Origin of the sequence: Phenylobacterium sp., assembly GCF_044372605.1 — a bacterium.
Classification (GTDB): Bacteria; Pseudomonadota; Alphaproteobacteria; order Caulobacterales; family Caulobacteraceae; genus Phenylobacterium.
In genome coordinates this window covers 1-13,666 of record NZ_JBILRO010000069.1, presented here as the reverse complement: position 1 = coordinate 13,666, position 13,666 = coordinate 1, and the positions used below count along the sequence as shown (strand labels likewise).

At 64.5% G+C, this 13,666-nt stretch carries 15 protein-coding genes and 1 tRNA gene; 6 read left to right on the top strand and 10 right to left on the bottom strand.

Annotated elements, in window-relative coordinates; all coding sequences use genetic code 11:
* Nucleotides 1-192: 192 nt before the first annotated feature.
* A complete protein-coding gene (locus tag ACIQ42_RS07920) occupies nt 193-627 on the bottom strand; it encodes an HIT family protein (RefSeq protein ID WP_397421657.1) in 435 nt (144 codons plus the stop codon).
* 59 nt (nt 628-686) lie between these two features.
* Between ACIQ42_RS07920 and ACIQ42_RS07915 the strand changes: the two genes are divergently transcribed.
* A complete protein-coding gene (locus ACIQ42_RS07915; protein WP_397421656.1) occupies nt 687-1,157 on the top strand; it encodes a DUF2141 domain-containing protein in 471 nt (156 codons plus the stop codon).
* Here ACIQ42_RS07915 and ACIQ42_RS07910 read toward each other — a convergent pair.
* Nucleotides 1,154-2,041 (bottom strand): metallophosphoesterase family protein, encoded by an 888-nt coding sequence (locus ACIQ42_RS07910; protein WP_397421655.1) that lies wholly within the window; start codon nt 2,039-2,041, stop codon nt 1,154-1,156. The two genes, ACIQ42_RS07915 and ACIQ42_RS07910, sit on opposite strands and share 4 nt — an antisense overlap.
* A 78-nt stretch (nt 2,042-2,119) precedes the next feature.
* Here ACIQ42_RS07910 and ACIQ42_RS07905 point away from each other — a divergent pair, with 78 nt between their 5' ends.
* Genes ACIQ42_RS07905 through ACIQ42_RS07895 form a run of 3 tightly spaced genes read left to right on the top strand, consistent with a single transcriptional unit; the run spans nt 2,120 to nt 5,048 of the window.
* Nucleotides 2,120-3,235, top strand: a complete 1,116-nt coding sequence (locus tag ACIQ42_RS07905) for a CDP-alcohol phosphatidyltransferase family protein (protein WP_397421654.1) — start codon at nt 2,120-2,122, stop codon at nt 3,233-3,235.
* Entirely contained in the window at nt 3,232-4,140 is a 909-nt protein-coding gene (locus tag ACIQ42_RS07900; RefSeq protein ID WP_397421653.1) for a diacylglycerol/lipid kinase family protein, read from the top strand. Before ACIQ42_RS07905 ends, ACIQ42_RS07900 begins: the two co-directional genes overlap by 4 nt.
* Complete coding sequence (locus ACIQ42_RS07895; protein ID WP_397421652.1) at nt 4,137-5,048, top strand: hypothetical protein; 912 nt, start codon at nt 4,137-4,139, stop codon at nt 5,046-5,048. Before ACIQ42_RS07900 ends, ACIQ42_RS07895 begins: the two co-directional genes overlap by 4 nt.
* Here the strand turns inward: ACIQ42_RS07895 and spt are convergent.
* The 5 genes from spt to ACIQ42_RS07870 all read right to left on the bottom strand — a co-directional run bounded on the left by spt (nt 5,021) and on the right by ACIQ42_RS07870 (nt 10,602).
* Nucleotides 5,021-6,235: a serine palmitoyltransferase gene (gene spt / locus ACIQ42_RS07890; protein ID WP_397421651.1), complete on the bottom strand. Its 1,215-nt coding sequence runs from the start codon at nt 6,233-6,235 to the stop codon at nt 5,021-5,023. The genes ACIQ42_RS07895 and spt overlap by 28 nt on opposite strands.
* Nucleotides 6,236-6,237: 2 nt before the next feature.
* Nucleotides 6,238-6,489 (bottom strand): acyl carrier protein, encoded by a 252-nt coding sequence (locus ACIQ42_RS07885; protein WP_068874975.1) that lies wholly within the window; start codon nt 6,487-6,489, stop codon nt 6,238-6,240.
* 113 nt (nt 6,490-6,602) lie between these two features.
* Nucleotides 6,603-7,514, bottom strand: a complete 912-nt coding sequence (locus ACIQ42_RS07880; protein ID WP_397421659.1) for an NAD-dependent epimerase/dehydratase family protein — start codon at nt 7,512-7,514, stop codon at nt 6,603-6,605.
* Nucleotides 7,515-7,531: 17 nt separating this feature from the next.
* Complete coding sequence (locus tag ACIQ42_RS07875) at nt 7,532-9,241, bottom strand: fatty acyl-AMP ligase (RefSeq protein ID WP_397421650.1); 1,710 nt, start codon at nt 9,239-9,241, stop codon at nt 7,532-7,534.
* Complete coding sequence (locus ACIQ42_RS07870) at nt 9,238-10,602, bottom strand: lipopolysaccharide biosynthesis protein (protein ID WP_397421649.1); 1,365 nt, start codon at nt 10,600-10,602, stop codon at nt 9,238-9,240. The genes ACIQ42_RS07875 and ACIQ42_RS07870 overlap by 4 nt, the downstream gene beginning before the upstream one ends.
* A gap of 197 nt (nt 10,603-10,799) precedes the next feature.
* Between ACIQ42_RS07870 and ACIQ42_RS07865 the strand changes: the two genes are divergently transcribed.
* Nucleotides 10,800-12,383, top strand: coding sequence for a caspase family protein (locus tag ACIQ42_RS07865; RefSeq protein WP_397421648.1), 1,584 nt, complete (start codon nt 10,800-10,802; stop codon nt 12,381-12,383).
* Nucleotides 12,384-12,402: 19 nt separating this feature from the next.
* Here ACIQ42_RS07865 and ACIQ42_RS07860 read toward each other — a convergent pair whose 3' ends face one another.
* Both ACIQ42_RS07860 and ACIQ42_RS07855 read right to left on the bottom strand, forming a co-directional pair.
* Nucleotides 12,403-12,849: a hypothetical protein gene (locus ACIQ42_RS07860; protein ID WP_397421647.1), complete on the bottom strand. Its 447-nt coding sequence runs from the start codon at nt 12,847-12,849 to the stop codon at nt 12,403-12,405.
* 15 nt (nt 12,850-12,864) lie between these two features.
* The gene (locus ACIQ42_RS07855) at nt 12,865-13,053 is read right to left on the bottom strand and encodes a helix-turn-helix transcriptional regulator (protein WP_397421646.1); all 189 of its coding nucleotides are present in this window, start codon (nt 13,051-13,053) and stop codon (nt 12,865-12,867) included.
* A gap of 282 nt (nt 13,054-13,335) precedes the next feature.
* Here ACIQ42_RS07855 and ACIQ42_RS07850 point away from each other — a divergent pair.
* Nucleotides 13,336-13,411: transfer RNA gene (locus ACIQ42_RS07850), tRNA-Lys, on the top strand.
* A gap of 140 nt (nt 13,412-13,551) precedes the next feature.
* Here ACIQ42_RS07850 and ACIQ42_RS07845 read toward each other — a convergent pair.
* On the bottom strand, nt 13,552-13,666 hold a 115-nt coding region (locus tag ACIQ42_RS07845), incomplete at its 5' end, for a hypothetical protein (RefSeq protein WP_397421658.1).

Here is a 13,666-nt window from a genome sequence, read left to right as displayed (position 1 = left end):
ACAAGATTGACCGCCAGTTGGGCGACAAACCCGAACCGGTCATTGGAAGCCGCCAGCATGTCCAGGAGACGCAGCGTCCGCTCGAGCAAAAGTGCGATCATGGTTATGCCCATTGCCCCGACCATGGGCCAGAACGACAGGCGCAGCAGATAGCGGTCTATGAGACTCAAACGGGGCCCCGGTTCGCGGCGATCATGACCGCCAGAGGGCGGAAAACTCTGCGGCCAACGCCGCCGCTTCGTCCTCGCTCAGAGCGACGTGAGACGCAAGAGCCGGCGGACCGGGCCAACCTGCATCCACGAACGGACGCCCCTTGTAAATGCGCTCACCCTGATAGCGTGGCAACACATGGAAGTGGACGTCCGGATCAACCATCATCAGCATCAGGTAGTTGATGCGCTCGAAGGCGACAGTGTGACGAAGCAACGCCTCAATCCCGTCAACAGCTCGTTTCATATCGGCGAATGCGGCTGCGCTCAGGTCAGAGAATGCCGTGGCGTCTTCCTTGCAGACCAGCACCAAGGCGCCGTAGGTCGGCTGTTGAGGTCTTGCCAGAACCAACCAGTGGTCGGTTTCGGCGACCCGTGTCCTGGGGTACCCGAACTTGAAGGCCGTGGCGTTTGTCACGATATGTCCAGAGTCTCCAGCCCGTCCCGATAGTGGATCATAGGGAACCCGTCTTGAGCATGAAAGTCAGAACCGGTGCCGTCGCCCTTGCCGCTTGTCTAGGAATGGCCGCGCCAACCTATGCCGAGGAGGTATGTGAGGGCCAGCGCGGGCCCACCGCGACCAAGCTTTCGATCCAGACCACCGGGGTTCGCTCATCCAAGGGGGAGGTGGCCTTCACCATCTATCCGGACGACAAGCGGCGATTTCTGGCCAAGGGCGGCAAATTTGCGCGGATCCGCGTCAAGGCCGTCCAGGCGGTGACCAGGGCATGCTTCTGGCTTCCCCAGGGCAGCTATGCCCTCGCGATATATCACGACAGCAACGGCGACCGTGATTTCAACCGCACCCTCGTGGGCCTTCCGGCGGAGGGCTTCGGCTTCTCCAATAATCCGGAAACACGGGTTGGCCTTCCCCCGCTCTCCTCCGCGCGGTTTTCGATCGGCGCGGCCGAAAAGACCCTGTCCGTACAGATGCGCTACCTACGCTAGATCAGGGCGTACTCGCCCATTTTGATCACCGACAGGTCGCGTGTGACGCCATGTGTGGCGACCTGGACCCGGAAGCCTTTGGTATCCCGGCTCACGGCGATCTCGTTCCAGCGGGCGGCCTGCTCGCCCGCCAGCCCGGCGGGCGTCGAGGCGGACGGGACGCCGAGCACGGGAATGGCGCCCAGAGGCCCCGCCACGCGGTTCAGGACGGCTTCATGAGCATGACCGTGCAGGACCAGCTCGGCGCCGGCTCGCGCCAGCACCGCCTGCAGGGAAGCCATGTCCGTCAAGGCCTTCCGGTTTGAAACGACGCCGGATGCAACAGGGTGGTGAGCAAGCACGATCCGGAAGAACCCCTGTTCACCGGTCGATCGCAGCATCGCCTCGACCCTCTCGATCTGGGCGGAGCCCAGCGATCCCTGCGCCAGGTGCAGAGCCGTCGGTCTCGCCGATGACAGGTTGATGATTGCGACCGGCCCCCGCCGTCGCAGATGCGGAAAGGCCTCTTCGTTCGCATCGCTGAGCCAGGGCGCCCAGGGCGCAAAGGCGTCCGGCGCGTCCCGGCGGACCAGCGCATCGTGATTGCCGGGACTTACCGTGATGTCCGACGGCGGCCCAAGCCCGGTCAACCACTGGCGCGCCGCCTCGAACTCCTCCGGCGTCGCGAAGTTGATCAGATCGCCTGTGATGGCGACATGGTCCGGCGCGCGTTCGCGAATGCTGGCTGTGATCGCGTTCAGCACAGGTTCCAGATGGCGGTGACGTTTGCGCCGCCAGGCGATGCGACTCAGCAGTCGCTTCGAGGTTACGTCCGCCCACTGGAAGGGCCGGGCAGGGGGCGTCAGATGCAGATCCGACAGATGGGCGAGGCGAAAGGTGGTCAATCTCGGGGCCAATGCTTTCCTAGGCGTTCGGCGCTCGGTATCAGGTTCCAGCGAATTACGTGAGAGGCGCTCCAGGCTTTGCAGGGCACGACAAACATCGAAGGCGCCGTCGTTGCGATGATCCTGGGGTCAGGCGAGGTCCGGATCTGGGGGATGACCGCGGCTGAACGCCTGCGGCGGACATTCGCGCGGGCGGGAATCGCGGTTGCAGGGGCGGCTCCAGCGACCGGCGGCGTTGTGCTGGTGCTGGGCGGTTGGGTCTATGACGAGATCTTGCTGGCGACACTCGCCAAGCGCCCGGGCGCGGTGTTGCTCACCGATGAGGGCGAGGCCGTAGCCGCCCACGTGCCTGCAGAGCAGGTGGATGCTGCGTCAATTGCGCTGCTCCGCGGCCATGATCCGGGCGGACTACAGAGGGTGTCCCTTGCTGAACTCGCCTACAACAGCGCCCTTCGGAAGAAAGAGCCGCCTGTTCTGGTAAGACTCACCACCGAGAATGTCCGCGCCGTCGAAGCCCGGACTTTTGCCGGCGCGTACAAGGGCGTGACTGACGTCGTCACAAAATACTGGTGGCCGGTTCCAGCGCGAATTGTCACGCGATGGTGCGCCCTTGCGCGGTTGCGGCCCAATTTCGTGACCTTTGTCGGCTTTCTGTTGGTCCTGGCCGCCTTCTGGCTGTTCTGGGAGGGGCAATTCGGCTTGGGCCTGGTTTGCGCCTGGATCATGACCTTCCTGGATACGGTCGATGGCAAGCTTGCGCGGGTGACGCTCACCTCATCGCCGATCGGCAATATCTTTGATCACGGGATCGACCTGATCCATCCACCATTCTGGTGGTTCGCGTGGTACGTGGGCTGCCAACAGTCGGGGTATCCTGTGCCCTGGCCGGAACTCTGTCTGGCCCTGATCCTGGGGGGCTATGTGCTGCAGAGGGCGGAAGAAGGCGTATTCATGCGGTTGTTCGGCTTCCACGTGCATGCGTGGCGGCCGTTTGATAGTTTCTTCCGGCTGATCACGGCTCGTCGGAACCCCAACTTGCTGATCCTTACGCCCGCGTGGGCCCTGGGTGTCCCGGAGATCGGTCTGGTGATCGTTGCGGTCTGGACGGCCGTCTGCCTCGGCGTGCACGCGGTGCAGGTGATCCAGGGTCTGCTACTGGGCCGCGCGCGCGTGGTTTCCTGGTTGTCCCGTTGAGACGCGTCGGCCTGATCTGGAACAACAAGAGCCATCGCAATCAGGGTGCAGGCCGCCCCGCATTGCCAGACAGCGTGCTGGACGTCGTGGCCGCAGATCCAGCGCAGCTGTATGGCGCCCTGCGCGGATTTGCATCGGCCGGGGTCGAGCTTGTGGTGATGGATGGTGGGGACGGCACCATCCGCGAGGTGCTGACCCGCCTGCCTGAAGCTTATGGCGGCCGGATTCCTCGACTGGCGGTGATCCCCAACGGCAAGACCAACGCTCTGGCCATCGACATCGGCTCCCCTCTGGGTGTCACACTGGAGCAGCTGATTGCTGCGGACGCGGCGGGGCGGCCGACGAAGCGTCGTCACTGCCTTGAGATTCTTCGGCAGGATCAGGTCGTGCCGGAGCGGCGGGGGTTCCTGCTGGGGCTCGGCGCCTTCGTGCGCGCCACCGAACTTGCACAGAAGCATCACGGGTTGGGTCTCTTCGACAACGCCGCCATTGCTGTGACGATGGTGGGCGCGGCTGCGGGTACGCTTTGGGGCGGCGCGGCCAGCCCCTGGCGGCGCGGGGAACAGATGCGCCTGTCTCATACGGGCCCGGACGAGGCCTCGTGGTTCCTGGTGCTGGCCTCGACCCTGAAGCGCTTGCCCATGGGGCTAAAGCCCTTTGGTGAGCCGCGCGAAGGTCTGAAGGTGTTGTCGATCGCCGCACCACCGCAAAGGTTCCTTGCGGCCGCGTCCATCCTGCTCAAGGGCGCCGACGCGCCATGGCTCGCCGCGGCAGGATACCACCGGGACGACCTGGTCGCTTTCGACGTGTTGGCCGCCAGCCAGCTGGTTCTTGATGGCGAGCTCTACGAGGCTGGCGAGTTCTGCGTGCGGCAGGGACCCGAACTGGAGTTCGTGGTTCCGTGAGTGGCGACCTGACTGCCCTAGTGGACGCGGAGCTGGCGGCATCGCCGCCTGCTGAGGTGACGCAGCTGGCCGAAGTCCTGGCGGTTCCGGGGCGGGACGCGACCTGGCTCTACTATGGCTCCACCCTCCGCACCGGCGACCTGTCGGGCATACTGGATTTCTATTGCCTGACACACCGCCCGATCCGCAACGGCCTGCGCGGTCTGATAGAAGCCTTTCTCTGGCCCGAGGTGAGCTACCACGAGGTAGACGTGAATGGTGTGATCTACCGCGCCAAGGTCGCCACGCTTTCGCTGGATCGGTTCCGACGTGCAGCGGAGGGTCGTACCCTCGACACCACCATCTGGGCCCGGTTTGTCCAGCCGGCCCAGCGGATCTGGAGCGCTGATCCCGCCAGCGCTGCGGCTACGACGCAGGCTTGCGTGGCCGCCGTGGTCACTGCGGCGCGATTTGCGGCGACACTCGGTCCTGACCGTGGAACGGCGTCAGACTACTGGACGGCATTGTTTCGCCGTACCTACGCCGCCGAGTTCCGGGTGGAGAGCGCGGGGCGCGCGGACACCGTGGTTGGCCCGGCATTGGACCGCTATGCTGCAGTACTGCCCCTGGCCTGGCGTCAGGGTGGTGTTGTGTTCGAGCTCTCAGGGCCGGAGTTTCGGGTGCAACGTCATCAGTTGCCCGGTTGGACGCTGGTCAGTATGGCCGGAAAGCCCCTCAATATCGCCAGGTTGGCCAAGGCAGCATTCACCTTCGAGGGCGCGGCGCGCTATGCGGCGTGGAAAATCCAGAGGCACACCGGGATCGAAATCCCGGTCACGCCTTTTGCGGAACGCTATCCGTTACTGGCTGCGCCCGGCGCGTGGTGGCGCCTGCGCCGCCGTCAAGCTGAGGCGCGGCGCGAGCGTTGAAGCAGGCCGTAGTGCAGGCCCAGCTTTTCAAACACATCGAGGACAGTGCCGATCTGCTCTGGCGTGTGTGCTGCGCTGACGCTGGACCGAAGCAGGGAGAGGTTGTTTGGTGTGGCCGGCGGGATTGCCAGGTTGAGGTAGACACCGTTGGCGAGGAGCGCATTCCACATCGTCACAGCCATGGCCTGATCCGGCATCACGACCGCCGTGATGGGGCTGGCGTGTGGACCGACCGCGTAACCCATTTCCCGGAGACCATCGTAGAGCTGGTCCGCGTTGGCCGCGAGTTGTGTGCGCAGACCGACATCGGCCTCACAACGCTTCAGCGCCACAAGCGTGGAAGCGATCACCGCCGGCGGCAGTGACGCCGTGAACATGTAGGGGCGGCTTACGATCCGGAGCAGGTCAAAGTTTTCCTCGTCGGAAACCAGGAAACCGCCCACCGAACCCAGGCTCTTTGAGAAGGTACCAATGATGAAGTCGACGTCGTCCTCGACGCCTGCGGCTTCCGCAAGGCCGCGGCCCTTGGCCCCCAGAACACCCATGGAATGGGCTTCATCTACCAGCAGGTAGGCGCCCATCTCGTTCTTGACGGCGACCATTTCCTTCAACGGGGCCACATCGCCAATCATCGAATAGATGCCCTCGACCACAATCAGGCTACCCTTCGCCTGGTCGCCCATGCGGCGCAGACGCTTGTGCAGATCTTCCGGGTCGTTGTGACGGAAGCGGATAACCTCGGCCTGCGACAGGCGCGCCGCGTCGTAGATGGATGCGTGGCTGTCTGCGTCCAGGATCAGGTGATCGCCCCGGCCCACAAGGCCGGAAATACCGCCGAGGTTGGCCTGATAGCCGGTGGTGAACACCATGGCGTGTTTGCGGCCATAGAATCCTGCCAGCGCCCGCTCGAGATCGGTGTGGCCGCTATAGGTGCCGTTGGCGAAGCGTGACCCGGTGGTGCCAGTGCCCCACTCCCGAACTGCGGCCACAGAGGCCTCGATGCAATCGGGATCAAACGTAAGGCCCAAATAGTTGTTGGTGCCCAGCAGGATGACCTGCTTGCCGTCCAGAATGCCTTCCGTAGGCGAAAGAACCGCGTCGAACCGTACAGACGAGGGATCGGCACCCGCAGCGCGAATGCCATCCAACGGGGCGCGATAGCCCAGGTGCTTATCGAGCAGCCCCATGTTTAAGCCTTCACCCGCAGCTTGTTGATCAGTTCGGAAAGATCGCCGACGGTCTGAACCGTCGCGAGACGATCAAGGGGAATCGACAGGTCGAACCTGTCCTCAAGCTCCATGACGATGTTCATGAGCGCAAGCGAATCCACAGCCAGGTCCCGTGCAATGTCCGTTTCCGGGGTCACTTGCACGCTACGGCCCAGCACCGTTTCAGCGGCCCGCGCGACTTCACGAACGGTCAGGTCCGTCGCTAGTTCCACCATGCGTGAGCCCCCCATTGGCTCTTCCAGAATTGTACACCACACCACCAACTAGTCAGGTTGGGCCGATTTTTCCACCTTTGGTTCGCTGGATGGTCACGAAACCGAGGTCATTATTTCATCCAGCCTGCCTCTCGGTACCACGAAACCGTGTGGGCGAACCCCCTTCTGAGATCGTAAAGAGGCGGTGTCGTGGCGATAGCCTGTTCGATTGGCAGGATCGCCCAGTCCGGGTGCAGCAACTCACGCGCCTTCGCCGACGTCAGCATTGGGACCTGACCCAGCAAGGCTGTGAAATCATTTGTTACCCCGATGGCCTGGATCAAGGCGCGGGGGATCCTCACGAACCGCGGCGTGGTCCCACAAGCCGCCGCAGCGTACGCCATAAGATCGCGCCAGCTGTAACCCTCGGGATGCGAATCGCTGAGGGCGACGGTCAGGCCGCTTGGGCAGTGGCTGGCGAGCGCGGCGACCTGGCGGGCGGCATCCTCCACGTGGATCATCGTGACCCGGCCCATCGCGCTGAGGATCGGCAGCACAGGTAGCCGGTCGGCGGCCTGAAAAACTGCCAGCAGTTCGCGGTCCCCCGGCCCGTAGATGGCGCAGGGGCGCGCTACCGTCAGCCGGTCACCCAGCAGTGAGCGCATGGCCACTTCGCCGCCGTGTTTGCTCGCGCTGTAGTGCGACAGCCCAGGTTCGCGCGCGGTCAGGCTCGAGACCAGTATGACATGCGGCGCAGCGTAGGCCGCCTTTGCAACCTGCCTTGAACCCTCGACGTTCACGCGATCAAAGTCTGCGCGGGTTGGGGCTTTCACCAGTCCGGCGTTATGGATCACCAGATCAGCGCCACGGCAGAGGTCGGACAAGGCCGCCTGGTCAGCCAGATCGCCGGTCACGACCTCAAGCGAGACGTGGCGCCACGCCGGGGTGATCGGGTCGCGCCGCGCCAGTATGCGGATGCGCCAGCCATCGCAGGCCAGGGCGCGCACGATCTCGCGCCCCAGAAATCCTGTGGCGCCCGTAATTGCGGCGAGGCGGCCGGTCAGGCCGGTTCCTGTTGCCGGAACGCGCCGGCCAGGAACAGGGCGCGCGCCTTCGACCGGGAGAGCTTTCCCGATGATGTCTGCGGCAAGGCGTGAGCGCCGACCAGTTCAACCCGGGCCTCAACGCCGTGACGGGCGCGCAGGACGGCGGCGACGTCATCGGTCAGGGTCCGGCGCGCCTCCGCGTCGCTACTTCGGGCCTGGACCAGCACCACCAGCTGCTCGCCAGCTTCATCGTCGATGGAGAAGGCGGCCACGTCGCCGCTGCGCAGCTTTTCGATTTCAGATTCCGCTGACCACTCGAGATCCTGCGGCCAAACGTTGCGGCCATTCAGCAGGATCAGATCCTTGGCCCGCCCTGTCGGAACGATTTCGCCATCAATCAGATAGCCCAGATCGCCGGTATTGAGCCAGCCATCAGCGCCAAGCGCTCGTTTCGAGGCCTCTGCGTCCCCGAAGTAACCCTGCATCAGGCTGGGACCTCTCACGAACACCTGACCGACCCGACCTTCCGAAACGGCCGCGCCGTCGGCGTCGCGAACTTCCAGATCATGCTCCGGCAAAACAGCGCCGCAGCGTACGAACGCGCGGGTTCTGGCGCCTGAGCCTGCCACCACCACACCGTCCCGTTCCATCCGATCCACATCGACCGTATCGAACCGCAGTCCCTGACCGACCTGGGCCATGGTCAGGGCCAACGTCGCCTCGGCCATGCCATAGCTGGCCACGAAAGCGCTCCTGGCGAAACCTGCTGCAGCATAGCGTTCGGCGAACCCCAGCAACGGTCCTGGCCGCACCATGTCGCCGCCGCAGCCGGCGATGCGCCATCCGGACAGGTCCAGGCCCTCCCGCGCGCCATCACCACGTCGCGTGCAAAGCTCATAGCCGAAGGTCGGGCTATAGGAGATTGTGGCCTTGTTCCTGGAGATCAGGTCGAGCCACAGAAGCGGGCGACGCACAAACGCCCCCGTCGGCATCAAGTCCACGGTCATCTGGGCCACCAGCGGGCTCAGCACGAACCCGACCAGCCCCATGTCGTGATAAAGTGGTAGCCAGGAGAAAGCGCGGTCCTCCGGAACCACCTTCAGCCCATGCTTGGTCATCGCCATCGCATTGGCCATCAGGGCGCTGTGAGTGCAAAGCACGCCCGTTGGATTGCGCGTGCTGCCCGACGAGAATTGCACATAGCAGGGGTCTTCAGGGGTCGGCGGCGGCAGTTCCGTGGGGCCGGCCTCCGGCAGGTCGCCGACTTGCTGGGCGAACCGGGCTCCGGCGGCCTGGGCGGCGTCCCTCAGCCAGGGCAACAGGGACTCGGGCCCGAAGACCGCCGTAGCCTGGGCTGAACTGAGCATCCGCGTGATTTGTTCGACGTAGGCGTCGCGACCGCCCAGGGCCGTGGGCAAGGGCAACGGCGCGGGTGTCAGACGTGCGTACTGGCAGGCGAAAAACGCCACGACAAAATCGAGATCCGTATCCGCCACCAAGCCGATGCGGTCGTGCGGCGTAAGGCCCGCCGCCAGAAGACGGGCCGCCATCGCTCGCGCGCGGTCGCGAAGTTCGCCATAGGGAACCGCCGCGATCAACTCGCCGCGCAAGCCATAGAGGTTTACGCCCGTGGGGCCTTCAGCTGCGAAGTCCAGGGCGTCAGTCAGGGTCGCAAAGCCATCCAGATGGAAACGACGATCGGGAGCAGTAGGGGTAGGGGTCAATCGTGGCCTTTCAGAGTGTCCGGCATGTTGTTTGGTGGGGCGGGCCGGTTCTTGTTTTCCCGAAGCAGGAACATCAGCATACCCAAAGCCAGGGCTGCTGCGGCGGCGACCAGACCTGAGCCCGCGCCTATAAGGCCGAAATGCGTCACCAGGAAGGGCAGGATAGCCAGAAATCCAAGACTGACCACCAGCCGGACCCGCACCGCGTACCCCGGTTTGCCCAATGAAATCAACATCGGTTCCAGTGGCAGGGTGAAGATCCCGATCACGGCGGCGGCGACCTGCCAGGTCATCACAACGGAGGCCTGCGCAAATCCCTCGCCCATGATCCCCGCCAACAGCGAGGGACCCGCAAATGCGCTGATCGCCAGGAGCAGCAGGCCAAAGCCGCCGCCTACAAGGCCGATGTTGCGCGCCAGTCGCCACATCGCCCCATGCCGGCCTTCGGCGTAGAGGCGGGCCAGCTCAGGATACATGGCGGGAATCAAAAGTTTGGCGGGTTTTGCTATGGCGTCAGCCACCTGCCGGCCGACTCGCCAATAGGCGGCCTGCGCCGGCCCCACCATGCCGCCCACCATCAGGGTCGCCAGGTGAGTGAAGGCGACATCCAGTGTGCTGGCCAGGTTGGTGTTCCAGGCGAAATGCCACACGCCGGGCATGTCCTTGGCCAGCGGCCCCTGCCATGAAAATCCGGCCAGTAGCCCGCGGCGACGCAGTTCGCCGTAGGCGGAACCCGCCAGATACAGCCAGCTGCCGACAGTGCCGATCGCCCATGCCAGGAGGAAACCTTCCAAGGGAGCGTCAAGCAAAAGTGCGATCACGCTACCGATTACCCGGATGAAGGCGATGAGGGCCGCCTGCCGAGCCATGACGTCGAACCTGTCGAACAGCCGCAGTAGGCCAAGTGGCGTCGCGGAGACCATGAACGCGATACTGAACATATAGAGCGCCGCTCCGGGCGCTTCGGCTCTGGTCCACCCGAGATGATCGGCCAGGAGTAACGAACCTGCTACGCCCAACGCGATGCCCAGAACCGTACTGGCGATATCCAGCAGCAGTGTAAGGCGTAGCACACGTTGAAACTGGGAAACCCTGCCCTCGACAAACGGCGCGGTGCCATAGTGCAGAATGGTCTGCCAGGACTGGAACTTCACGACCTCGCCGAGAAACTGGGCGAAGGCCTGGATCAGGACGAAGACGCCCAGTTCGGCGACGCCCAGCGCGCGGGCCGCAATCGCAATCGCGATAAGGCTGAGTACTGCGTTGACCGTACGGCCGCCCAGCAGCTTGCCCGCGTTACCCAGAACGCGTCGCAGGATCGGCCGGACGCCGGCGATCTCTTCCGCCCGGGTTTCGCCCATGCGCCCGTGTGAACTCCCCAAAGATTCGCCGTCCCCGAACGACCGGCCATTCACTAGCCTCTGGCGCGCCGGTGTGCAAAGCGCGCACCGCGTTGCGTCTCGCCGACCTGGGTCCTCGTAGTATCAACGACGATACCGGCTTGTGATCGCGCGGCGGCGGCGCAAACTAGGGTTCCGATCGGAGAAGTGAGGGGCGCATGCACAGATTCATCGCAAGCGTTGCGGCGAGCATAGTTCTTGCCAACTGCGCGCCGGCTCGGGCCGAGATCCGTGCGGTGCTGGTGGCCGTGTCGGAATACACCGCACCCATTCCGTCTCTTGAAGGGCCGCCGAACGATGCTGCAGCGTTAAGGACCGTGCTGGAGGCGCAGGGCGCAAAGGATATCGTTACTCTTCGCGATGGCGAGGCCACCCGCGCCAACATAAGAGGCGCACTGGAGGCTATCGCCAAACGCTCGAAACCCGGTGACTGGGTGATCTTCTACTATGCGGGTCACGGGGCCCAGGCCAAGGCGCGCGACGCCGCCGAGGCCGACGGGATGGATGAGTTCCTGGCCCTGGGCGGCTTCCAGGTTTCAAAACCGGATCCGAACCAGTTCATACTCGACAACGACCTGCGCGGCTGGCTGATCAACTTCTTCCCAACCAGCGTGAATGTGCTGCAGATCGCCGATGCCTGCCACTCCGGCACCCTGAATCGCGCCATCACCGCGCCCAGCCGGTTCAAAGGGCGTAACGCTTTGGGCAATCCCATGGCGCTGACGCTGCCGGTGGGACCTCCGGACCCGGCCGCCATCGCGCCCACCGCCGAATCGGCACCCAACCTTGTCTATATCGGCGCGGCCCAGGACGACCAGTTTGCCCTGGAAGGGCCGTTACCGCTTGGCGATTCTCCGTCGCGTGGCCTTCTGACCTATGCGCTCGAGGGTGCTTTGCAGGAGCGCCGCGCCAATGGCCATCTGACCGCTGACGCGGACGACGATGGCAAGCTCTCGCTGGCGGAGCTCGCCTCGAGTCTCGAAACCCGTACGCGCGAACTCTCATCTACCCGTCAGTGGGCCAGCGCCTCGGTGCCGGCGCGCAATGAGCGCAGCGTGGTCTTCCAGCCGCTCAAGGCTCCGCCGGCGGTTGACCGCCCGGTCGAGGTGAAGGCAGCGGACGATCAGGCCGCAGACATTCTGGCCGGACGTGGCCCCTGGGCGTCCATCCCCCGCGGCGCACCCGACCTCACCTGGTCGGCCAGGGAGGGCTGGATCACGGACAGTCGTGGCGATCGGGTCGCAGAAAACCTTACCAGCGCAGAGGCCCTGACCGGGGTGATCAATAAACGCCGAGCTGTCAGTGAGCTGGCGGGTTCGGCCAATGAACAGGTGCTTAAGGTCGACATCGGACCCCGCAAGCGAGGGCAGCTCTATAAGAACGGTGAGGCCGTGGATCTTGCGGTCACCCACAAGGGCGGTGCGGCCTGGCTGACCGCCTTCAACCTCGCCGGTGACGGCACAGTGCAGATGCTCTTTCCACTGGAAGGCGATGGTGAAGGATTGCTTGGTGTCGGCCAGGCCCGGGTTGTCATGGCCAGAACCCGCGCCTCACCGCCTTTCGGCGTCGACAACGTGGTAGCCATCACCACACCCTCGGACCCAAGACTCCTGCGTCAATCCCTCAGGCGGATGGACGGCAAACGCGAAGCCCTGGCGGCGGCTGCGGCGGTCCGGGATCAGCTGGATCTCTCACAAGGGCAGGCGGCGCTGGCCCTGGGCGAACTCTACACGGGACCTTAGTCCAGGTTTGTCCGGGGCTTCAGCGCGTCCCGACGGCGTTCGTCAGTGTAGCGAACGCCTCACGCGCCTGTCTCGCACAGCCGCCCGCTTGCGCTGACAGTATCTGGTCAACAGTCTGCAGGTCTGCAGGATCCGGACAGACGCCGCCGCGGCGACCGCCGAAGGTGCGTCCTTCGGTTGGGGGCGCTATGAGGCTCTTCAGCGCCGCAACACGCGTCGCGTCCGCGCTCGCGACCTGACGAGTCGGCACAACCACGCCAGAGCTGCCGCCGCGCAGCACCGTCAGTTCACCGCCGACATGTACGAGTGTAACGGACCGGCCAGCCCCGAGGGCGACCTGCTGACCCCCTTCCAACTCCTGGCCCGGTATCAGCCCCGGGTCAGATGATGCGACCACCACATAGTCTCCGGCCTCGGCAGCGCCGGCCGCCATCATCAGACCGAAAATCAGAATTGCCCTGCGCATCACGGATCCTGAGCCTTACTTACGCCCGGAGAAAGTTGCCGGACGAGAACATGATAACAGATGGGCAGCCGCCAGACGCGCTACAGCGTGCGCCCGCTTCACCGCGCCAAGTTTCTTCCTTGCGTTGTCGACGTGGAAGCGCACGGAGGATTCTGAAGCACCCAGGATCATCGAGATCTCCCAGTCGGACTTGCCCTCCGCCACCCAGATTTCGGCGCGATCCGGCGCTCAAGCCGACCATCCGGGCGCTCCCGATCCTCGGCTACGGTTCGGCGGGGGCCATGCTTCGCCGCCGTCGCCGGTCCATTTCCTTCGAGGGCGCCTGCCACACTCGGCCTACTGAGGGGCTGCGGCGGGCCGAGCCATGTCAAAGGCCCGCCGCAGTCAATCTTTTCGACTTTCTTGAAACGCGCCTTGCCAACGGCGCGGTATTGCGTATTTTCCGCGCCCTCGCGCCAAGGCCAGAACCGGCGGCGGCGACGGGACGGGTGCTTAGCTCAGTTGGTAGAGCAGCTGACTCTTAATCAGCGGGTCGAGGGTTCGAATCCCCCAGCACCCACCATTCTTTCGGTGGACAATCCGGCCTGAACAAAACCCCCGCGAGGGGCCTGCGTTCGCGTGCACGTCATCATGCAGACATGAAAAAGCCCGGGCGCTCCGACCGTGACGGCCGAAACACCCGGGCGCATTCAGATATTCAGATCAGTTATAGATTTCGAACAGGCCAGCACCGCCCTGGCCGCCGCCGATGCACATGGTCACCACACCCCACTTGGCCTTACGGCGACGGCCTTCCTGCAGGATGTGACCGGTGAGG

Excerpts from the sequence above, each read along its gene's own strand:
- ACIQ42_RS07915 (WP_397421656.1), top strand. The coding sequence starts at position 687 with ATGAAAGTCAGAACCGGTGCCGTCGCCCTTGCCGCTTGTCTAGGAATG.
- spt (WP_397421651.1), bottom strand. The coding sequence starts at position 6,235 with ATGGGGCTGCTCGATAAGCACCTGGGCTATCGCGCCCCGTTGGATGGC.
- ACIQ42_RS07870 (WP_397421649.1), bottom strand. The coding sequence starts at position 10,602 with ATGGGCGAAACCCGGGCGGAAGAGATCGCCGGCGTCCGGCCGATCCTG.
- ACIQ42_RS07865 (WP_397421648.1), top strand. The coding sequence starts at position 10,800 with ATGCACAGATTCATCGCAAGCGTTGCGGCGAGCATAGTTCTTGCCAAC.
- ACIQ42_RS07860 (WP_397421647.1), bottom strand. The coding sequence starts at position 12,849 with ATGCGCAGGGCAATTCTGATTTTCGGTCTGATGATGGCGGCCGGCGCT.